Genomic DNA, 21,070 nt, shown 5'->3' with positions numbered 1-21,070 from the left:
GTCCCCTGTGCCTGCCGGCTAATTTGGAATAAATTTGCCGCCCACCTCATATTTCGCCATCAGCCATAACGCCATCAGCACCGCGACATGCACCACGGTGTTGGTCACCCAGGCCTGATGCCACAGGTCAAAATGCACAAACTGGCTGGCAATCAGCACGAAATAGACGTGAATGATGAAGGTATAGAGTGAGTGCTGACCCAAAGGGATCAGGAACCAGCCCACCAGCCGGTTAATCGGCGTCCAGAAGCGGCTGAGGACCAGGTAAACGGTGATGATCAGGCAGAAGTCATCCAGCACCCGCATCGGGCCAAGGCCGTTTTTGGCCGCCAGCGTCCGGTAGAACCAGTTGAAATCCGCCGGCGGGATAACATCCATCATCAGCGCGCGCGGCATAAAGGGGTTGGTGTGGTTCTGGGCAATAAACATCATGACCAGCGCGAACACCACCATCGCGCCAATCACCACATGGCCGAACGGCAGGCGTGCCAGCGAGGTCAGCTCATCTTTGTACCAGCCGCAGCTCATGCCCAGCACATAAATAAATTGCCAGGCCAGCAAGGGGAAAGCGAATTCAAATTGCGACACCGTCAGCCGGGCATGGGTGAGCTGGTAGCAGACATAAAGCCCCAGTGAGATAAGCAGCAGCCAAATAACATGGCCGCGCGACAACATCCATAACATCAGCGGGCTGGCCAGCAGCAGAAATACATATAACCCGAGGATTTGGGTCTGGTGCGGCCCTATTTGCAGGTAAAGGATAATATTGAACCAGGTTTCGCGGATCTGCGCCGTCACCGGCAGCAGGGAATAGGAGATGCCGGCATAACGGTCGGTAAAATGGGTTACCTCAAAAGTATTAATAAACGGGATTTTAGCCAGCAACAGCATGGAGAGAATAATAATGATATTGACCTGGTATATTTTCCAGGCGCGCCTTACCAGGGTATAGGAAACGGTCAGTAAATACTCTTTTTGCAGGCGAGCGCGGTTCAGCATACCGAGCATAAAGCCGGCCATAATAACGAACCCTTCGGCACCGGTGGTTAATCCCAGCCGCTCCCAGGTGAAGATATTAAATACCGACATCACCTCAGTGTGGGCCACCACCATCATCACCAGCGCAATACCGCGCAGCATATCCACACGCAGGTCGCGCCGCCCCGGCACCGCGTAGCGCCAGGAGACCGCAGCCGGGGCTTCAGTTAATACCGTATCCTGTACCGCCATAATTTCTCCGCCTGATCAACGTGCTTCTCACGATCGCCATTTTTCCGTGTGCCGGGGAGACTCACGTTAGGGAGGTTACTGTTTTAATGAGTGTAGACGACTTCATCCCGCCAATCGGCAGGAAACCGATTCACCCGGTGTAACGTGCGTCGTCTCACAGAATAATAGGTGATAATTCCGCTATGTCGCGGTAGTTTCGATGAAAAATGGCCTTGAAACCTTTTTTTGCTGCACTAGACTCAAATGACATTACGCGGTGACCGGTTGACGGCACTGAACGTAAACCAAATAAATAAGCATTTATAATTCAGCAGCATTTCTGTTTTTTGCACCGGGAAACGTAGCGCTTGCGCGCATTTGTTCTTGTGAATTGATGAACAGGAATGCTCATGGCTTTTTATTTTTCCCATTTTGAACACCGGAAACCCCCGGAACCGTTAAATACCCCCTGGTTTATTCAGGTGCTGTGGCAATGCCTGGCCGTGGCCGCCCTTATTCTGGGCGCAAACTATATCCGCTGGCGCTGGATGTCGTCCCTGAATTACGACGCGCTCTGGTATGCCGTCCCGCTGGTGGTTGCTGAAACGCTGGCCTATATCGGCACGGTATTTTTTACGATTAACCTGTGGAAAGAGTGGGATATTCCCCAGCGCCCGGCACCGACCGATGTGAATGAATGCCTCGGGCCGGATGAGCAGACAGAATCCCGGCCGCTGCGCGTTGACCTGTTTATCGCGACCTATTCGGAAGACGTGGAGTTGGTGCGGATTTCGATCCAGGATGCGCTGAAAGTCACCTACCCCGCGCCGATTGAATACAAAATTCATGTGCTCGACGATGGCCGCCGGCCGGAGATGCGCGCCGTGGCGGAGCAGGAAGGGGTGAACTACATCACCCGCGACACCAATATCGGCTACAAGGCCGGTAACCTGCGCAACGGCATGGAACAGACCGACGGCGATTTTCTGGTGATTTGCGACGCCGATACGCGGGTCTTCCCCACGCTGCTGACCCACACACTGGGCTACTTCCGTGACCCGGATGTCGCCTGGGTGCAAACGCCCCAATGGTTTTACGATCTGCCTGAAGGCAACCGCCTGCCGGAGCTGATGCGCCGCAAACTTGGGCGCATCGGCTATGGCCTTGGCAAGGCCACCGAAGCGCTGGTCGGCCCGATTGTGCTGGGGCGCGACCCGTTCTTTAACGATGCCCGCATGTTTTATGAAGTGATCCTGCGCCGCCGCAACTGGGCGAACGCCTCATTCTGTTGCGGGGCGGCCTCGATCCACCGGCGTGAGGCGGTGATGCAGGCGGCGCTGCGCAGTTACGTCTGGGCGGTGGATGAGGAAGTCGCGCGTTTTACCAAAGACATCCCGGACGCCGACACCCGCGAGGCGCTGGAAGAGGCGATGCGGCCGCAGGTGATCATGGACACCGAACTGACACCGTATAAATTCCACGTCTCCGAAGACATCTACACCTCGATCGTGCTGCATGGCGACACCGAACGGCGCTGGAAATCAGTGATGCACCCGCGGATTGAATCCAAAATGCTCTCCCCGCAGGATTTGCTGACCTGGATGATCCAGCGTTTCAAATACGCCGCCGGGTCAATGGACATCCTGCTGCATGACCCGATTTTCAGCCGCAAACGCTTCCGGCTCAGCCTGCCGCAAACGCTGATGTACGGCACCACCTTCTGGTCTTATCTGGCCTGCCTGTGGAATACGGTGTTTTTAATCTCGCCGCTTATCTACCTGTTTACCAATATTCCGCCGGTGTCCGCCTATTCACAGCCGTTTTACCTGCATTTCCTGCCGTTCTTCCTCGCCTCCGAGCTGGCCTTTATGTTCGGCACCTGGGGGTTGTCGGCGTGGGATGGGCGCAGTTCCTATTTGTCGCTCTATTCGATGAACCTGCGCGCGCTGGACACGGTGCTGCGCGGCGAAAAAATCAAATTCCACGTGACGCCGAAGGAGCGCCAGCAGGGGCGGTTCCTCTACCTGGTCAAACCGCAGATCGCCATTGTGGTGCTGACCCTGCTCGGGCTTCTCTGGGGCGGCATTAAAGTGTTTAACGGTGACATTGAAGACCCCTCCGGTTACATCATCAACATCTTCTGGGGCGGGGTGAACATTGCCGCCATGATGCCGATGATCCTGGCCGCCATGTGGAAACCTGACCCCGCCCTGTCTGACGAAGAGGTGGCCTGACATGTCCTGGAAAGCGAGCCTGCTGGCCACCCGCAGTTACATCACCATTCTCCTCGGGTTCCTGATCGGTTTCAGCATCGTGCTGTATGTGGAAAAACATATGCCGCCGGTGGTGGAGGAGAAAGCCGGGTATACCCTGAGCCGGGATTTCCCGCCGCTGCCGCAGCGGCGCGACCTGACGTTTGATGAGGCCGTCTGGGCGCGCGTCGCCTGGCAATATTTCGTCAATAACACCCAACTGACCGGCCTGGCGAATGCGCAGGACCAGCGCCCCTACACCTCCCTGTGGGACACCGGCAGCTACCTGATGGCGCTGATTGCCGCGCGCCAACTCGACATTGTGCCGGTGGATGAGTTTGACCAGCGGATTTCCAAAACCCTGACCGCCCTCAGCCTGTTGCCGCTGCTGCCGAACGGCGTGCCCGGCAGTTGGTACAACACCCAGACGCTGTCAATGATGGTTGACCCGGAGCAACAGGAGCCGCCCACCGGCTCCGCGGTGGACATGGGGCGTCTGCTGGTGCCGCTGACGCTGCTGGTCTGGCGCTACCCGACGCACGCGGCCCAGGTGCAGGAGGTGCTGGATCAGTGGAACCTTAATGCCCTGTTTGAGAGCAGCAGCCCGGCGACCGCCACCAGCATTGAGGTGTCACACTGGGATCTCAGCGCCAGCCAGACCCGCAGCGGCTATGGTTTCCGGCTCTATACCGCCGGGACGCTGCGCATGGTCAGCCCCTCGGCCGGGATCGCCGTCACCCAGCCGCCCGAGGGGGTCAAGCTGGTGCAAATCGACGGCTATGCGATCCCCAGTGACGGCTTCCGCAAAGGGGTCGATCAGGACGCGCCGACCATCATCACCCTGCCTTATGTGCTGACCGGGCTGGAGCTGGGCTTTGACAGCCGCAGCGCGGAGTTTGCCTGGCGCATCGTGCGCATCCAGCAGAGCCTGCACAAAGCCACCGGCAACTACACCTCCGTCAATACGGATTACGCCGAACAGGCCCCGGACTTTATCGCCGCCCTGCCCGGCCAGCAGCCGGTGCAGGATGCAACCGTCTCACGCAGCGATCAGGAACCTGTACGCCTGCTCTCCACCCGCTCCGCCTTTGGCTGGTATGCCCTGTTCCGCAACGCCTGGAGCGAAAGCCTGCGGGCGCAGGCGGCCGCGCTGCTGGAGCCGGGCAAAGGCTGGTATGAGGGCACCAGCGGCAACCAGAACGTTAACCAGACCCTCAGCGCGGACACCAACGCCGTGGTGCTGGAAAGCTTAAGTTATATCGCGCATGGGCAAATGTTATGCCTCGCCTGCGTCTCCCCTTCACCCATGCCGATGACCGATCGGAATAAAGGAGTACTCCCATGAGACCGTCGCTCGTTATCGTCTCTTTTTCTGCCCGGCGCTGGCTGGCCTGGTTGCCGCTGGTGCTGGGGTTATGGCTGGTGGCCGGCAGCGTGCAGGCGGCGGTTGAACTGCCGGCGCAGCACTACCCGGTGCGCCACGGGGCGCTTACGCCACGGGAGCAGGCGATGGCCGTGAACGCCTGGCAATATTTTATCGTCAACTACCAGCCCACCACCGGGCTGGTCAACGCGGTAAACAAATACCCCTCCACCACCATGTGGGACACCGGGTCTTATATCGCCGCAATGGTGGCGGCGCGTGAGCTGGGCATTATCAACAAGGCAGAATTTGACCAGCGGATGATCAAACTCCTGAAGACGCTGAACACTTTGGTGCTGTTCCAGAATGAGATGCCCAACAAGGTGTACAACACCATCACCGCGCAAAAGGTGAACTACCTGAACAAACCGGGCGAGATCGGGTTTTCCGCCATCGACATCGGGCGGATGCTGTTGTGGCTGAAGATCGTCAAAGAGCGCTACCCGGAATACGGTAACAGCGTCGATAACATCGTGCTCGGCTGGGATTTCACCCACACGGTGGATGACTGCGGCACGCTGTTCGGGGCGTATGTCGACGGCAACAAAAAAACCGTGTATGCGCAGGAGGGGCGGCTTGGCTACGAAGAGTACGCCTCTGCGGGCTTCCAGCTCTGGGGCTTCTCGACCTGCCAGGGGTCACGGCCGGAGCCCTATTCGCTCGCCAACATCTACTGCGTGCTGGTGCCGTATGACAGCCGCGACCCGCGCCTGACCAACCAGCACAACTATGTGGTCACGGAATCCTACCTGCTGCACGGGCTGGAAATGGGCTGGGACAAAGCCGATGACCGTGAGGACAACCTCAATAACTACTCGCACCCGTGGATGAAAAACTTTGCTGACCGCGTCTATCAGGCGCAGGAGAACCGCTACCTGATCACCGGCACCATGACGGCGCGATCGGAACACCAGCTCGATAAAGCGCCGTACTTTGTGTATGACACAGTGTTCTCTGACGGGTTTAACTGGAACACCATCACCGACAAAGGCAAGTACGTGCCTGAAACGGCAGCCATTTCACTGAAAGCCGCGCTGGGGATGTGGGTGCTGTGGGATTCGCCCTACACCGACCGGCTGCTGGACACCATTGAAAACGCCAACGAGAAAGCCAGCGGCTACTACGAGGGGATTTACGAAAACGGCGACGGCCCGATTAAAGAGTTCACCGGCAACAACAACGGCATCATGCTCGAGGCCCTGCTCTACAAAAAAGAGGGACGCCTGCTGAAATTCAACACCGACAAACCGAAATCCCGCGATTTCGCGCCGTCACTGTGGGAAAAACGGCTGGTGGATGCGTTTGAGGACAACAACACCAGGCGCAACCGCCCGTTTATGAGCCCAACGCCGGGCATCAAAAACTGGTGTGAACAGACCGGCGTGGCGATGCGTACTGCACCGGCCTGTAAAGCCTGTAAATGTGCCGCATGTGAAAATGAAGATGCGCCGATCAAACTGCCTCCGGTGGCGATGTCATGCTTAAAACCGTGAGAATCTTCAGGCTGGCTCTGTTGCTGCTTATCGCGGCGGCGCTGGCGTTCGGGTTCTCATGGCTGAACCGGACGCCGGGCGTGCGCTACGTCAGCAGCGGGGCCTGGCACTATCCGGGGCGGATGGGGGCGCTGACGGACGAGGAGCGCCAGTGGGCCGAGGTGGCGTGGCGCTATTTCAAAAATAATACCCAGGCAGGCACCGGGCTGATTAACGCCAGTGACAACCGCCCGGTCACCAACCTGTGGCAAATCGGCGATTCCCTGATCGCCCTGACGGCGGCGCGCCAGCTCGGGCTGGTGGATGAGGTGGAGTTTGATGACCGGCTGACGCGGATGCTCTCCACGCTTAACCAGTTACCGCTCACCAGCCTGAAAACGCCCAACCTGCTCTACAACACCACCAATGCCGCGATGGTGGACTACAGCAACAAACCGGCCACCCTGGGCTGGTCAGCGCAGGACATGGCCCGGCTGATGACCGGTTTACGGGTGGTGGCGCTGTGGCACCCGATCTACAGCGAATACCTGGATCGCATCATCCTGCGCTGGAACTTCTGTAACGTGGTGGACAACAGCGGCCAGTTGCTGCGCGGCGGTATGCGTGACGGCAAACTGACGCCGCAGCCGGAGGGGCGGCTCGGCTACAGCGAATATGGCGCAGCCGCGCTGGCGTTGTGGGGGTTTCCGTCTGAAAAATCAGTGACGCCGCCTTACCAGTCAGTGATTGTTGACGGCATCGCGATTGATGTGGATTCCCGCGATCCGCGCACCACCTACACGCCCGCCGTGGTCACCAATACGCCTTACGTGCTGGGCGGGCTGGAGTATGGCTGGCAGACGCCGGGCAACGACACCACCCTGCTGAGCGCCCAACGCCAGCGGGCGCAGAACATCTACCGCGTGCAGGAGCAGCGCTGGCAGAAGCTGAAAATCCTGACCGCGCGCGATGAATACAACCTCAATGCCGCCCCGTGGCACGTGTATGACACCATTTTCGGTAACGGCTACGCCTGGAACACACTGGGGGATGACAGCAAGTTTTACCCGACGCGGGCACTGGTGTCGACGCGGGCGGTGTTCGGCCTCTGGACACTGTGGGACACCGATTTCACCGACGCGCTGATGGCGATGACACGCCTGACGCGGGACAACCAGCGCGGCTGGTATGAGGGGCGCTTTGAGGCCACCGGCGGCTATAACCGGATGATCACCCTCACCACCAATGCGATGGTTCTGGAGGCGCTGATGTACAAAAGCAATTACGGCCCGCTGATCCGGTCACTCCCGCAAGAGAGTTATTTCAATACCCGCCTGAGCGATGTCTTTAACCTACCCCGCTTGTGCATGCCGCAGGAGCGAAAACCCGGAGGGCCCCAGCCATGACCTTCTCCTATGACACGGTTTTTAACGACAGCTATGCACGGATCACCGACAGCGACGGCGGGGACCGCTTTTTCAACCACTTCTACCAGCTTTTCGTCCACAGCACGGCGGAGATCGAGGCGACCTTCCTGGAGCAGGACGAGGCGCAGCTTCGTAAAATCGTCTACAAGACCTTTTTCTTTATGCTCTCTGTCTCCAGCACCCACAACGTCTCCAACTACCTGATGACCATTTCCCGTACCCAGGACGCCGAAGGGATCAAACTGCCGCCCGCGTTTTACGCCCACTGGCGGCGGGCGGTGCTGCAAACGGTACGGCAGCTCGACCCGCAGTGTGACGAAGATATCATCACCGCCTGGGCGATGGTGATCGCCCCCGGCCTGGAGTATATGCGCCGGCAGGCGGAGCTGTTCCACGCCAAGCCGCCGACAGGGGTCTCACCATGAAAAACGCCATTTTCGCGGCGCTGGATTACATCAATGCCGCGCTGCTTATCTACGACGCCGAGGAAAACCTGGTGGCCTTTAACCAGCAGGCGTTCGATTACTACCCGGCAGTGCGTGATTATCTGGTGCGCGGCACGCCGCTGACGGTGCTGATTGAGGCCTTTATCACCTCCGGCTATATCTCCGAAAGCACCGATCGCCGCGCGCTGGCCACCACCCTCGCCGAACGCTGCCGCGTGGACAACCATTACGAAATCCGCAAATTGCAGGGCCGCACGGTGTTTGTGCAGCATAACCGCACCCCGGAAGGCGGCATCGTCAGCCTGCATACCGATGTCACGCACTTTGCCGATATCCTGGCGTCGCGCCGCCAGTTGCATGATGACTTTATCCTGGCCGCCGAGGCGACCCACATCGGCATCTGGGACTGGGATTACCTCAACGACCTGGTGCAGGTGAATGATGCGCTGCTGACGCTGCTCGGCTACCCGCGCCGGAGCTGGAAATACACGGCGGACATGTGGCGGCAGTTGATTCACCCGGATGACCTGCCGACCGCCGCCCGGCTGTTGCAGGAGGCGGGCAATGACCGGCTGGCCGTGTTTGAGTGTGAACTGCGGATTATGCACCACGACCAGAACTACCGCTGGTGCCTGCTGCTGGGCCAGGTGATCAGCCTCACCACCGAGGGCAAAATCGCCCGCGTGATCGGCACCATGCAGGACATCACCCAGCGTAAAAAAGCGGAGGAAGCCTCACGGCAGGCGGTCGAGATGGCGAAAGCCGCCAGCCAGGCCAAGAGTGCGTTTCTCGCTAACATGAGCCACGAAATCCGCACGCCGATGAACGGCATCCTCGGCATGACGCAGCTCTGCCTCGACACCGACCTCACACCGGAGCAGCGGGATTACATCACGATGGCGCACAGCTCCGCCCAGGTGCTGCTGAAGGTAATTGATGACATCCTCGACTTCTCCAAAATCGAGGCGGGCAAAATCACCCTCGACATGGAAGAGTTTGCGCTGCGGCCGTTCCTGCAAGGGATCATGCGGCCGCTGATGCCCAAGGCCACCGAGAAAGGCATTGAGCTGCTGGTGGATGTCGCCCCTGATGTGCCCGAGTACATCCATTGTGACTCCGTGCGCCTGCGGCAGGTGCTGACCAACCTGGTCAGCAATGCGGTGAAGTTCACCCATGAGGGCGAAGTGGTGATGAGCCTCTCCCACGGCATCGCCGCCCAGCATCTGGCCTTTGAGGTGAAAGATACCGGCATCGGCATCCCGGAAGACAAACAGCGTGTGATTTTCGAATCCTTCAGCCAGGCGGACACCTCCACCACCCGCAAATATGGCGGCACCGGCCTTGGCCTCACTATCTCCGCCCGGCTGGTGGAGATGCTCGGCGGTGAATTGCAGGTTGCCAGTACACCCGGCAGCGGCAGCACCTTCTTCTTCTCCCTGCCGGTATTGAAAAAAACGCCGGTGTTAAGCGGCCCGGTGCATGTGCCCGCCAGCCTCCAGGGCGTGCGCGTCGCGGTGGTGGATGACAACCAGACCAACCTGCGGCTGATGCAGGAGATGCTGCGCCATATGGGGTTACAGGCCGTAACCTTCAGCAGCGGGCAGGCGGCACTGGATGCGCTGGACGACTCGCCCGATTTCCCGCTGATCCTGCTGGATGCGCAGATGCCGGACATGGACGGCATGACGCTGGCGCTTGAGATCACCTCCAACCCTGCCCTGCGCAACACCAAGCTGATCATGCTCAGTTCAATGGGGCGCTATATGGATACGGCCATCCTGAAAAAGATCGGCATCCTGCATTTCCTCAACAAGCCGGTTGACCAGAATGAGCTGTTCAGCGTGATTATCCAGACCCTCGCGCCCGGTGCGCAGGCCCCGGTGCCGGTGACCGCCACCCCGCTGGTCACGCCCGACATGGCAGGCACGCAGTACCGCATCCTGCTGGCGGAGGACAATATGGTAAACCAGAAACTGGCGATCCACTTCCTCACCAAACTGGGCCACCAGGCGGATATCGCCAATAACGGGCTGGAGGCGCTGGAACACATTGCGCAAACCCGCTACGACCTGATCCTGATGGATTTGCAGATGCCGGAAATGGACGGCCAGAAAGCCACGCAGATCCTGCGCGAGCAGGAAGCGCTCAGCACGCCGCCCCAGCACCTGCCGATTATCGCCATGACGGCCCACGCGATGCAGGGTGACCGTGAATATTGCCTGGAGCACGGTTTTGACGGCTACATCGCCAAGCCGGTGATGATTGATGCCCTCGCGGCGGAGATCGCCAGGGTGATGGCGGTCATGACCCAGCCGCTGGAAGAGGAGATGCCGCCGCCGGACATTCCCCCAACGGATGCGGTGAACTACCCGCTGATGATGGAGCGCGTCGGCCATGACCATGAATTGCTGACCATTGTTATCGGCATGTTCCTTGAGGAGCTGCCGGGGCTGCTCGCCAGTTTGCGCAGCGCGGTGGCCCGGCAGGACATCAAGGGCGTGAAACGTGACGCCCACAAAATGAAAGGCGAAGCCGCCACCTTTGCCTGTGAGACGTTGGTCCAGGTGTTGAGCCAATTGGAAGATGCCGCAGAACGCGGGGATTTCGCCACCATGAACGTACTGGACAGCCAGCTCGACGGGATGTGCCAACGCGTCACTGTTGCCCTGACGCAAATCAAGGAGAACTTATGAACAATGCCCTGGCCGCCCTGGCTGCCGCCCTGCTGCTGAGCGGCTGCGCTGCCGGCACACACTCCGCCGGTGAGCCGGTGACCCAATCGCTTGCCGGACAATGGCGGGTGCACGACGCCAATCAACAGGAAACGGAAGGCTGGCACAGCGACGACAGCCAATGGCAGACGCTGCGGGTGCCCGCCAACTGGTACGCCGCCGGGCTGGATCACCAGGGCGCGCTCTGGTACCGCACCCAGTTCGACCTGCCGCCGCTGCGGCCGGACAACATGGCGACGCTGGTGTTTAACGGCGTGGATTATCAGGCTGATGCCTGGCTGAACCAGCGGCGCATCGGCAGCCACACCGGCTATTTCCAGCGTTTCGCGCTGGACATCAGCCGGGATGCGCAGCGCACCAATCAACTGGCGGTGCGGGTCGACAGCCCGTTTGAATCCCCGGACAGCATCTGGCCGCTGCACAAAAACCTGATCAAAGGCGTCTTCTCCCAGCATGATGCGCGCCCCGGCGGGGCCTGGAGCAAGCAAGGCCAGGATGCCAACTCCGGCGGCATCTGGGCACCGGTGAATGTGCACATCAGCCGCGGCGCAGTGATTGATAACGTGCTGACCACGCCGGACTGGCAAAACGGGCTGGAAAACCCGGCCCTGAAAATAGCGATTGATTACCGGGCCAACCGCAGCCGCGAGGCGACGCTGCATGTCCGGGTGAAACCCGCGAATTTCTCCGGTAAAAGTTATGAGATTGACCAGCCGGTGACACTCACCTATGCCGGCCACACCGCGCAGGCGCTCAACGTCACGCTGCCGATGGACGCCGCCCGGCTGTGGTGGCCGAAAGGCTACGGCGACCCGAACCTGTATGACGTGGAGGTCAGCCTGACCGATAACCTCGGCACGCTGGACCGCAGCACCACACGCACCGGCCTGCGGCAGATCGTCAAACCCGATCAGGGCGGCTGGGAGATTAACGGTAAACGCATCTTCCTGCGCGGCACCAACTACATCGGCACCTCGTGGCTGAGCACCATGTCGCCTGAAGACTGGGAAAAAGATCTGGTGCTGCTGGAGGAGATGAATGCCAACACCATCCGCGTTCACGGCCACCTGGCCAGCCACCCGCTGTATGCGCTGGCGGACGCGCGCGGTATGTTGATCTGGCAGGATATGCCGCTGCAATGGGGCTATAACGACAGCCCGGAATTTGCTCAGGAAGCCGCACGCCAGGCCACTGACGCCATCCGCCAGTACGGCAATTACCCGTCGATCATTGTCTGGGGCGGGCAGAATGAGCCGCCGTTTGATTCTTTGTGGATGCAGAAACGTTTCCCGGACTGGCACCCGGATATGAACAAGCCGCTGGCACAGGCGGTGGCGGATGCGCTGGCGGCGGATACCTCCCGCATTACCCACCCGTGGTCTTCGGTGACTGAGCATTTCTGGCAGGGCTGGTATTTCGGCACCCTGAACGATTTCCTGCAACCGTCGAAAAGCGCCATCATTACCGAGTTTGGCTCAGAGGCATTGCCGAACCTGGAGACGCTGAAAACCATTATCCCGGAAAAAGATCTCTGGCCGGCCACCACTCAGCCGGGCGATCCGGGCTGGGTGGTGTGGAAATACCATAACTTCCAGCCGATCCAGACCTTCCAGTTCGCCAAAATTGAACGCGGGCCGAACATCGAAACGTTCATCGCCAATACCCAACGTTATCAGGCAGAGTCCGTCAGCCTGGCGGCAGAGAGTTACCGGCGTCAGCGTTACCAGCCGGTCACGGTGCTGTTGCAGTTCATGTTTGTCGAGAACTGGCCGTCGATTAACTGGGGCGTGATGGATTACCGCCGCCAGCCTAAACTCGGCTATTACGCGCTGAAAAAAGCCTACCAACCGGTGCTGCCGTCGATTGAGCCGGTCACGCTGAACTGGAAAACCGGCACGCCGGGGCGGGTCAATTTCTGGGCGATCAACGATACCCTGACTGCCTATCCCGATGCCCGGCTGGTCTGGCGCATCACGCAGGATAACCGTACGCTGAGCGAAGGCGAAAAACGGCTCGATATGGGTGCAGACAGCGGCAGCAAACAGGTGGAAGCCGGCGCGACGCCGCTCAGCGACAGCCCGGTGATGATCTCCAGCGTGCTGTATGACCGCAACGGCCACCAATTGGGTGCCAATGACCATTACTTTACGCTGAACGCACCGGGGGCAAAATGATGCGCCCTTCCCGCCTTCTCTGGCTCGGTGCCGGGCTGGTGCTGCTGACGTTGCGCAGCACCGCCGCCCCCTTGACCAAGCCCACAGATTTTGACGAAAACCTGCCCCTGAGCCAGGCGGTGACGCAGGTCAACCCTGACCGCAGCATCACCTTCCGCCTGATTGCGCCCGAGGCGCGGCAGGTGGCGGTGGTGCTCGGCGCGTTGCCGCGTACCCGCGTCGCCTACCCAATGACGAAGGATGAACAGGGTGTCTGGCACTACCGGCTGGCACCGCAAGCGCCGAACCTGTACGAATATTTTTTCAACGTCGATGGTTTCCGCAGCATTGATACCGGCAGCGCCATGCCGAAACCCCAGCGGCAGGTGAATACCAGCCTGGTGCTGGTGCCCGGCAGCCTGCTGGATGAACGCAAGGTGCCGCACGGCGAGGTGCACGGCCTGACTTATTCGTCAGCCGCGCTGAACAAGGAGCGGCACCTGTACGTGTGGCTGCCGCCGGGCTATGAAAGCGGCACCACGCCGCTGCCGGTGCTCTATCTCTACCACGGCTTTGGCGATACGGAGAGTTCATCGATTGTGCAGGGGCGGTTCCCGCAGATCATGGATAACCTGCTGGCGGAGAAGAAAATGCAGCCGATGGTGGTGGTGTTCCCGGATACCGAAACGGACGCCACCGGCGCTGTCCCGGAGAATTTCCCGCGTCAGGAGCGGCGTAAAATCTTCTACCCGCTGAACGCGACCGCCGCCGACCAGGAGCTGATGCAGGATATTATTCCGTTGATCGAGCATCGTTACCGGGTGCGCACCGATGCGGAAGGGCGCGGCATCGCCGGGATTTCCCAGGGCGGCTATCAGGCGCTGGTTTCCGGCATGAACCACCTCGACCGCTTCCGCTGGCTGGCGAGTTTCAGCGGCGTCACCACCGTGACCGTGCCCAACAGCGGCGTGGCGCAGGCGCTGGAGAACCCGGAGATGATTAACCAGCAGTTGAAAAACTTTACGCTGGTAGTGGGCAGTGAGGATGACGTCACCGGCAAAGACATCAACGGCCTGAAACAGCAGCTTGATGAGAAAAAGATCCGCGTCAATTTCCACAGCTACCCGAAACTCGGGCATGAAATGGATGTCTGGCGTCCGGCATACAGTGAGTTTGTGCAACAGGTGTTTAAGTAATTCCCCTCTCCCCGGCGCGGCGGCCGGAAAAAGCCGCTGACCGGGCCTGGTCACGCACGCCGGGCATGATATGCCCGGCTGCAGCTGCCCTTTTCCCACAGCGTCACGCACCCTTTTCGCTGCACATGACCGGCGCACGTCGGGTGGGCAGACTATTTCTCATCAACACATTGTGGAAAATTCAACAAAACGTTGATCACCTCAGGGCGCAGCGGTATATTTTTAAGAAAGCCTGCGCAAGGGCGACATCCTGAGATGAATTGATGAACGTTGAACATAAGCAGCAATCAGATGAGCTGATACGGACACTTGAAGCCGCCATGGATGCGCTGGCAAGCACAATCGCCGGGAACCATGAGATCGTTCTGCACGATCTGACCAAACCGGCCGCCTCCGTCCATAAAATTATCAATGGCCATGTCAGCGGAAGGAAGAAAGGTGACAGCTTGTTATCCGGCCCGGATAAAGATACCGGTTTTGCCGGGTTGCTTTCCGGCTCAACAGGAAACAACCGGCCCGTCGTAATAAAAAATTATAAAACAGTCACGTTTTCCGGGAAGGTGCTGAACAGCGCGTCGACGATTTATTACAGTGACGCGGGCGAGCCGCTGGTGGCATTTTGCAATAACATCGACGCCACGCCTTATGAAATGATTCGCCAGGGGGTTGATTTACTGCTCAATCATCAAGAACCCTATCCTGATGATAACGCGTTGGCCGTGGACACTCTTCTTGCCCAGACCCTCAACGAGATAATCAGTAAACATACCCTGCCCGGCAAAAAAACCCAGAAAGCCCAGCGCCTGAAAATCGTTAACGATATGCGTGCCAAAGGCATTTTTAAAATGAAAGGCGGGGTTCAACATGCCGCCGCCGCGCTGGGGGTATCACGTTATACCATCTATAACGATTTGGAGGCGTTAAGTGAAGAATAACCATCAGGCTCAATCAATGCGGGTGCCTTTCTTTCAGGTCGATGCATTCAGCCGCCATCCTTTTTCCGGTAATCCTGCGGCTGTCTGTATGCTGGAAAAATGGCTGGATGACACCACGCTGCAACGCATTGCACAGGAAAATAACCTTTCAGAGACGGCCTTTGTTGTCAAAACAGGTGACAGCTATGGGCTTCGCTGGTTTACGCCTGCCGTAGAAGTGGACCTCTGCGGCCATGCCACACTTGCCGCCGCCTGTGTGCTGTTTACCCGGTATGTTCCCCATGCAGAAGAGATCCGTTTCCACACCCGCAGCGGCGAACTGACGGTGAGAGGCAGCGACGAGGGGTATATTTTAAATTTCCCCCTGGTTCATCCCGTGCGGATTGATACGCCACCTGGCCTGCTGGCTGCGCTGGGGCTGGGCTCCGGGCCGGCTGAAATATGGCAGGCGTCAGATATCGTGGTCATCATAAATGATGAAAACGTGCTGGATTCCCTGTCACCTGATTTCTCCGCGTTAGCACAATTCGATACGCGCGGCGTTGTCGTGTGCACGCCGGCTAAAGCGTTTGATTTCCGCTCACGCTGGTTCGGCCCGCAGGTTGGGGTAAATGAAGACCCTGTTACCGGCTCTGCGCATACTTTCCTGGCCCCGCTATGGGGGGAAAAACTAGGCAAAAAAGTGCTGTCTGCCCAGCAAGGCGGTAAACGGAAAGGGGAAATAACCTGCCGGATAAAAGAAAATAATCGTGTGGAATTATGCGGTGAAGCCTGCATAGTGATTGAAGGCGAATTGTTCGTATCACTGCCCCACGGCGATAACGCTTCACGCTGAATTCACAGGCCCCCGGCACTAAGTCATAAAAAACCCGCCATAAAAAAACCCGGCAAGGCCGGGTTTTTCAGTTCTGATATCAGGATTAGATATTAACGCCGAAGCCTTTTGCCAGCGCCGACAGGCCGCCTTCATAACCCTGGCCGACCGCTTTGAATTTCCACTCGCCGTTGTGGCGGTAGAGTTCACCGAAGATCATCGCGGTTTCGGTCGCGGCATCTTCAGAGAGGTCATAACGTGCCAGCTCGGTCTGGTCGTCATTGTTCACTGCACGGATAAACGCGTTGGTGACCATGCCGAAGTTCTGTTTACGATCTTCTGCTTCGTAGATCGTCACGGCAAACACCACTTTCTTGGCAGAGGCGTCAACTTTGTCCAGGTGGATCAGCAGTTGCTCGTCATCACCCGCGCCTTCACCGGTACGGTTATCACCCTGGTGCACTACGCCGCCGCAGGCACTGGTTTTGTTGTTGAAGAAGATGAAGCTCGCGTCAGAGAGCACTTTGTCATCTTCGCCAACGATAAAGGCGGAGGCGTCCAGGTCAAAGGCGCTGCCGTCGGTTTTACGTGAGTCCCAGCCGAGGCCGAACAGCACGGTTTTCATGGACGGGGCTTCTTTGGTTAAGGAGACGTTGCCGCCTTTTTTCAGTGAAACTGCCATAATCTCTTCCTTATCGTGAAGTTGAATACGTGCCGCCGCATCGGCGGCACGGAGAAAGCGTTACTCAACGCATTACGCGGCGTTGATGCCAAAGTTGCCGCACAGGGCGGACAAGCCGCCCGCAAAGCCCTGCCCAACGGCGCGGAATTTCCACTCACCGTTGTGGCGATACAGCTCACCGAAAATCATCGCAATTTCCGTGGAGCTGTCTTCCTGCAAATCATAACGTGTGACTTCGTTTTTACTTTCGGCATTGACCAGGCGGATAAAGGCGTTGCTGACCTGGCCAAAGTTCTGGCGACGGGTATTGGCGTCATGGATGGTGACGGTAAACACGATCTTATCCACGTTCGCCGGCACCAGGCCGAGGTCCACCAGCAGCGTTTCGTCATCGCCATCGCCCGCGCCGGTGCGGTTATCCCCCTGATGCACGACAGAACCGCAGCTTGAACGCAGGTTGTTGTAAAAAATAAAGTCGTTGTCCTGCGCCACTTTGCCGTTGGCCTGCAACAGGAACGCTGAGGCATCAAGGTCAAAATCCTGGCCATCCGTTGACCGGGCATCCCAACCCAACCCCACCTGGACTTTTTTCAGGCTCGGATCGGTTTTACTTAAAGAAACGTTGCCGCCTTTGGAAAGTGATACACCCATGTGGTTCTCCTTTTACTGAGGTGATGGGGGGGCTCCCCCCATCGGATAATGCATTTATCGGCCCGATCAGCCCTGGCGATCGTCTGCCGGCGACTCTTTGCCGGGGAACAGTACGCTGGCCAGAATACCCAGCGCCAGCACACCCAATACCACATACAGGCTGGTGGTGGCGCTGATGCCGTAACCGTGGTGCCAGAGGTGATCGCTGGCGTTCAGGCCGAGTTTGAAGGCGATGAAGAATAGCAGCACGATGACCGCTTTTTCCAGATGCACCAGATATTTGCGCAGCGCTTCCAGCACGAAATAGAGGGTACGCAAGCCGAGGATAGCAAACATCATCGCTGAATAGACAATTAACGGTTCACGGCTCACCGCAATGACTGCCGGTACGCTGTCGAACGCGAACATCACGTCAGACAACTCCACCACGGCCACACACAGCAGCAGCGGCGTGGCATAGCGCGCGCCCTTCTTCACGGTGAACGCAAAACCTTTGTTCTCCGGTTTTGCCAGCTCAGCGCTGACTTCCTGCGAGCTCAGCAGGAAGCGGTTGCCGGCCAGTTTCGGCCAGACCGGGAAGAAGCGGCGTACCAGGCGGTTGGCCAGGTGATCGGAGTAGTCTTCGATCTCTTCGTCATCATCACCGGAACGCAGCATCATCACCGCTGTCCAGGCGACAATCACCGCAAACAGCATCTCGACCCACGGGCCGAGCATCAGCAGGCCGGAGCCAATCGCCACAAAAATCGCGCGGAAAATGATGGCCCCGATGATGCCCCAGTAGAGCACGCGGTGGCGGTAGCCATCCGGTACTTTGAACCAGGCAAAGATGGCCATCATCACGAACAGGTTATCGACAGAGAGCACTTTCTCCAGCGCATACCCGGTCACAAACAAGCTGGCCACTTCCTGACCGTGGTGGAAATAGAGGAAAGCGGCAAAGCCCAGGGCTGTTGCCACCCAAAATACCGACCAAAGCGCTGCGCTTTTCAGGCTGATGGCCTTATCGCCGCGGTGGGCCAGCAGGTCAATCAGCAGTGCGGCAACCGCCAGCACCACAAAGACGATGACCGTCTCGGCGGGGAAACCAATCAGGGTAGATTCCATCATTTACTCTCTGTTAAAAGAATTCGTCAGGCTTAAGGCCCAACTCGTTGCAAATCTCAATCAGCGCCCGTTTTTCGGCGTCGTCGAAATTGGCATCACTCTTGGCGATCATCACCCCGAGCCGTACCGCTGCGCGTGCTTCGTCCGGTTTGCTACGCAATTTGCCGATAATTTTCAGGCACTCAGAGCGGCCGATGTCCAGGTCAAAATCAAATTTCTCTGACAGTTTCTGGAATTCGCGGATCACTTCCTCAGTGCTGAACACTTTCAGCGCATCGCTAATCTCGAAATATTTGACCAGTTTCTGCTTTTCCTGCGGCGTCACCACGCCGTCAGCAAAGGCCATGTAAGTCCCGGCCGCCACACACCCCTGCATGAAGTCTTTGCCTTTATAACGGCTGACTTCAGTCATGAAGGTGTCACGGCCCTGATTGAATTTATTCTTTGCCCAATCAAACATGGTTCTTTCCTCTTTGTTGTTATTTGCTGCTTGTGTGTTATTTACTGCCGGCCCGCCAGTTGAATCCCCAACCGTAGGCTTTATCCATTGGCTCATGGCCGGCAAAGTAGTCGTTCAGGCGCTCCACCTTCAGGGTGCCGTTGACGTTTTCCAGGCGGGCAATCGCACACATGTTATGGCGGTTGCCGCCTTCGGTGAGGCGTGTTTCTACCGGCGGCTGCTCCGGCAGTTGCAGGGTAACGACACCGTCGGTTTTCGCCCAGTTCGGCGCGCCTTTGTAGATAAAGGCGAACACCACCACTTCGGCGATCTCATCCCACTGGGCGCCGTTGATGTTCAGCCACTCTCCTTCAGACACCGAACCGGTGCGATCATCCCCTTCCAGATGCACATAAGGGAACTGGTCATAACGGCCGAACCGGTTGCCGAGCGCCTGGATCAGATCTTTCTCGCCGTTCTTCAACCGCACATAAGCCCCGAGGTCGAGGTCAATGGCACCCAGTTTGCTGAAGAAGCCGCCGCCGGTGCCGCGGTTCCAGTTGAGGTTTACGCGGATACGGCCGAAGCCCTGGCTTTTGCTCAGGTTAACCGATTTGGTCAGATTGATGGTGGGCTGTTCTTTGGTCAGCGTGACTTTGCTGAGATTGACCGGCTGCGGTTTGGCGGCCGGGGCCGGAGCGGGTGCAGGTGCAGGCGCGGCCTCTTCCGGCGTGTCATCAATGGTGACGCCATAATGCTCTGCCAGCGGTTGCAGCCCGCCGTTGAACCCCTGGGCAACAAAGCGGAATTTCCATTCGCCGTTACGGCGGTAGAGTTCCCCAAGGATCAGGGCCGCTTCACTGCGCCCGGCCAGGTCAACATCCCCGTTGAGCTGCGGCTGGCCGTTATACTCCACGCCTACCGCCAGTGAACGCAGTGCCTGCACCGACTGGCTGCCTTCCGGCGTAATGGTAAAGGCAACTTTCTGCACATCCGCCGGCAGTGCCGCCAGATTCACGGAAAACGCGCTGACCGCCCCTTCTGTCAGCAGGATCAACGCGCGATCCTGGCTCTGTTTCTGCCCGTAAAATACGAAGTCGTCATCCACACGGGTTTTGCCCTGATCGTTCAGGCGGAAAGCAGCCACATCGGCGGCCACGCCACTTTTGATGCGGACAATCACGGTGGTTTCAGGCAGGGCAGCATTGCCGCCGGCGATAAGCTGGGTTGTCATGGTTAGCCCACCAATTCACGGACGATCATCGGGATCATGCTTTCAACGGTGCGGCCGTTGGCAGGCGTACCGTGCGCTTTGAATTGCCAGTCATCCCCATTGCGGGACAGGGACGCAATAAACAGCGCGGTGTGTTCGCCCTTTTGCGCCAGGTTATAGTTCGCCAGCTCTTTTTTCGCCTGATCAAGAATACGCACACCGGCGTTTTCAACTTTGGTGAAGTTCTGGCCGGTAAAGCTGTTTACGGTGAACGCCAGGTGATGGACGTTGGCCGGAACGCGGCGCAGGTTGATGGTGATCACCTCGTCGTCGCCGTCACCGGCGCCGGTGCGGTTGTCCCCGCTGTGGATCACGGAGCCGCAGCTTGATTCGAGTTTGCGGAACCAGACGGTGTCAACCTCACGGCCTGCGTTATCAAGCATCAGGCAGGAAGCGTCGAGGTCAATATCCCCGCCGCCCCCGCCAAACATGCCGAAGATGCCTTTGCTTTTTACCGCGTCCCAGCCTAACCCCACGTGGACAGCAGTAACGGCCGCCCCGGATTCCTTGGTCAATGACACGGATTGATTTTTACTCAGTGAGATAGCCATAGCGAGACTCCTTGCTGTAAAGGTAAGCGGGCTGATTAACCGCCGGCATGGCCATATTATGAATTTTTTATTTCGTGCAACGTCATCGCAGAAATGGGCAAAAATCCGACAATGGCCAGGTAAATAACATGATGCTGGCGACAGTATTACAAGATTTACGTTAACTTGTTTAGGTATGGCCGATTGATTTACATATTAAATGATTATCCTATAAAAACTGACCATCTTTGTAATAGTAATCCTGGAAACTGTCACTGAAGTTACGAATAAACATAGATAAACGTGATGTCATTGTAAATCTATGTAAT

Annotated in this window: 17 protein-coding genes; 10 read left to right on the top strand and 7 right to left on the bottom strand. The window is 58.1% G+C overall.

Annotated features, from left to right (window positions below; translation table 11 throughout):
* Positions 1-18: 18 nt before the first annotated feature.
* Positions 19-1,230 carry an OpgC domain-containing protein gene (opgC, locus tag CYR52_RS06555; protein ID WP_101828224.1) on the bottom strand — a complete coding sequence of 404 codons (1,212 nt, stop codon included), beginning with the start codon at positions 1,228-1,230 and terminating at the stop codon, positions 19-21.
* A 389-nt stretch (positions 1,231-1,619) separates the two neighbouring features.
* Between opgC and CYR52_RS06550 the strand changes: the two genes are divergently transcribed.
* The 10 genes from CYR52_RS06550 (at position 1,620) to CYR52_RS06505 (ending at position 16,080) form a co-directional block, all read left to right on the top strand.
* Complete coding sequence (locus CYR52_RS06550) at positions 1,620-3,443, top strand: glycosyltransferase (protein ID WP_072928231.1); 1,824 nt, start codon at positions 1,620-1,622, stop codon at positions 3,441-3,443.
* A 1-nt stretch (position 3,444) separates the two neighbouring features.
* Positions 3,445-4,806: a DUF3131 domain-containing protein gene (locus CYR52_RS06545; protein WP_072928232.1), complete on the top strand. Its 1,362-nt coding sequence runs from the start codon at positions 3,445-3,447 to the stop codon at positions 4,804-4,806.
* A complete protein-coding gene (locus tag CYR52_RS06540) occupies positions 4,803-6,377 on the top strand; it encodes a DUF3131 domain-containing protein (protein WP_072928233.1) in 1,575 nt (524 codons plus the stop codon). The genes CYR52_RS06545 and CYR52_RS06540 overlap by 4 nt, the downstream gene beginning before the upstream one ends.
* Entirely contained in the window at positions 6,362-7,762 is a 1,401-nt protein-coding gene (locus CYR52_RS06535; protein ID WP_072928329.1) for a DUF3131 domain-containing protein, read from the top strand. Before CYR52_RS06540 ends, CYR52_RS06535 begins: the two co-directional genes overlap by 16 nt.
* Complete coding sequence (locus CYR52_RS06530) at positions 7,759-8,208, top strand: Globin (protein WP_101828223.1); 450 nt, start codon at positions 7,759-7,761, stop codon at positions 8,206-8,208. The genes CYR52_RS06535 and CYR52_RS06530 overlap by 4 nt, the downstream gene beginning before the upstream one ends.
* On the top strand, positions 8,205-10,922 hold the full coding sequence (locus CYR52_RS06525; protein WP_101828222.1) for a hybrid sensor histidine kinase/response regulator: 2,718 nt from the start codon (positions 8,205-8,207) through the stop codon (positions 10,920-10,922). The genes CYR52_RS06530 and CYR52_RS06525 overlap by 4 nt, the downstream gene beginning before the upstream one ends.
* Positions 10,919-13,135: a glycoside hydrolase family 2 protein gene (locus tag CYR52_RS06520; protein ID WP_101828221.1), complete on the top strand. Its 2,217-nt coding sequence runs from the start codon at positions 10,919-10,921 to the stop codon at positions 13,133-13,135. The genes CYR52_RS06525 and CYR52_RS06520 overlap by 4 nt, the downstream gene beginning before the upstream one ends.
* A complete protein-coding gene (locus CYR52_RS06515) occupies positions 13,132-14,310 on the top strand; it encodes an alpha/beta hydrolase (RefSeq protein WP_101828220.1) in 1,179 nt (392 codons plus the stop codon). Before CYR52_RS06520 ends, CYR52_RS06515 begins: the two co-directional genes overlap by 4 nt.
* A gap of 263 nt (positions 14,311-14,573) precedes the next feature.
* Positions 14,574-15,245, top strand: a complete 672-nt coding sequence (locus tag CYR52_RS06510; protein WP_101828219.1) for a helix-turn-helix transcriptional regulator — start codon at positions 14,574-14,576, stop codon at positions 15,243-15,245.
* Entirely contained in the window at positions 15,235-16,080 is an 846-nt protein-coding gene (locus CYR52_RS06505; RefSeq protein ID WP_206605013.1) for a PhzF family phenazine biosynthesis protein, read from the top strand. The genes CYR52_RS06510 and CYR52_RS06505 overlap by 11 nt, the downstream gene beginning before the upstream one ends.
* Before the next feature lie 85 nt (positions 16,081-16,165).
* On the opposite strand, the gene CYR52_RS06500 is transcribed toward CYR52_RS06505, so the two are convergent.
* From CYR52_RS06500 to CYR52_RS06475, 6 genes are all read right to left on the bottom strand, one after another.
* Positions 16,166-16,741, bottom strand: a complete 576-nt coding sequence (locus tag CYR52_RS06500) for a TerD family protein (RefSeq protein WP_072928239.1) — start codon at positions 16,739-16,741, stop codon at positions 16,166-16,168.
* Positions 16,742-16,813: 72 nt separating this feature from the next.
* Positions 16,814-17,392, bottom strand: a complete 579-nt coding sequence (locus CYR52_RS06495; RefSeq protein WP_072928240.1) for a TerD family protein — start codon at positions 17,390-17,392, stop codon at positions 16,814-16,816.
* Between the two features lie 66 nt (positions 17,393-17,458).
* Positions 17,459-18,499: a TerC/Alx family metal homeostasis membrane protein gene (locus tag CYR52_RS06490; RefSeq protein WP_072928241.1), complete on the bottom strand. Its 1,041-nt coding sequence runs from the start codon at positions 18,497-18,499 to the stop codon at positions 17,459-17,461.
* A gap of 13 nt (positions 18,500-18,512) precedes the next feature.
* A complete protein-coding gene (locus tag CYR52_RS06485) occupies positions 18,513-18,959 on the bottom strand; it encodes a tellurite resistance TerB family protein (RefSeq protein WP_072928242.1) in 447 nt (148 codons plus the stop codon).
* Positions 18,960-18,996: 37 nt separating this feature from the next.
* Positions 18,997-20,172: a TerD family protein gene (locus tag CYR52_RS06480; protein ID WP_072928243.1), complete on the bottom strand. Its 1,176-nt coding sequence runs from the start codon at positions 20,170-20,172 to the stop codon at positions 18,997-18,999.
* Between the two features lie 2 nt (positions 20,173-20,174).
* Complete coding sequence (locus CYR52_RS06475) at positions 20,175-20,762, bottom strand: TerD family protein (protein WP_072928244.1); 588 nt, start codon at positions 20,760-20,762, stop codon at positions 20,175-20,177.
* Positions 20,763-21,070: the final 308 nt, after the last annotated feature.

This window comes from Chimaeribacter arupi (assembly GCF_002858805.1).
Lineage (GTDB): Bacteria > Pseudomonadota > Gammaproteobacteria > Enterobacterales > Enterobacteriaceae > Chimaeribacter > Chimaeribacter arupi.
The sequence above is the reverse complement of the archived record's forward strand: the minus strand, read 5'-3'. Positions and strand labels throughout refer to the sequence as shown.

Coding starts and splice junctions, on each gene's coding strand:
- opgC (WP_101828224.1), bottom strand. CDS start 1,230: ATGGCGGTACAGGATACGGTATTAACTGAAGCCCCGGCTGCGGTCTCC.
- CYR52_RS06550 (WP_072928231.1), top strand. CDS start 1,620: ATGGCTTTTTATTTTTCCCATTTTGAACACCGGAAACCCCCGGAACCG.
- CYR52_RS06545 (WP_072928232.1), top strand. CDS start 3,445: ATGTCCTGGAAAGCGAGCCTGCTGGCCACCCGCAGTTACATCACCATT.
- CYR52_RS06540 (WP_072928233.1), top strand. CDS start 4,803: ATGAGACCGTCGCTCGTTATCGTCTCTTTTTCTGCCCGGCGCTGGCTG.
- CYR52_RS06535 (WP_072928329.1), top strand. CDS start 6,362: ATGCTTAAAACCGTGAGAATCTTCAGGCTGGCTCTGTTGCTGCTTATC.
- CYR52_RS06530 (WP_101828223.1), top strand. CDS start 7,759: ATGACCTTCTCCTATGACACGGTTTTTAACGACAGCTATGCACGGATC.
- CYR52_RS06525 (WP_101828222.1), top strand. CDS start 8,205: ATGAAAAACGCCATTTTCGCGGCGCTGGATTACATCAATGCCGCGCTG.
- CYR52_RS06520 (WP_101828221.1), top strand. CDS start 10,919: ATGAACAATGCCCTGGCCGCCCTGGCTGCCGCCCTGCTGCTGAGCGGC.
- CYR52_RS06515 (WP_101828220.1), top strand. CDS start 13,132: ATGATGCGCCCTTCCCGCCTTCTCTGGCTCGGTGCCGGGCTGGTGCTG.
- CYR52_RS06510 (WP_101828219.1), top strand. CDS start 14,574: ATGAACGTTGAACATAAGCAGCAATCAGATGAGCTGATACGGACACTT.
- CYR52_RS06500 (WP_072928239.1), bottom strand. CDS start 16,741: ATGGCAGTTTCACTGAAAAAAGGCGGCAACGTCTCCTTAACCAAAGAA.
- CYR52_RS06495 (WP_072928240.1), bottom strand. CDS start 17,392: ATGGGTGTATCACTTTCCAAAGGCGGCAACGTTTCTTTAAGTAAAACC.
- CYR52_RS06490 (WP_072928241.1), bottom strand. CDS start 18,499: ATGGAATCTACCCTGATTGGTTTCCCCGCCGAGACGGTCATCGTCTTT.
- CYR52_RS06485 (WP_072928242.1), bottom strand. CDS start 18,959: ATGTTTGATTGGGCAAAGAATAAATTCAATCAGGGCCGTGACACCTTC.
- CYR52_RS06480 (WP_072928243.1), bottom strand. CDS start 20,172: ATGACAACCCAGCTTATCGCCGGCGGCAATGCTGCCCTGCCTGAAACC.
- CYR52_RS06475 (WP_072928244.1), bottom strand. CDS start 20,762: ATGGCTATCTCACTGAGTAAAAATCAATCCGTGTCATTGACCAAGGAA.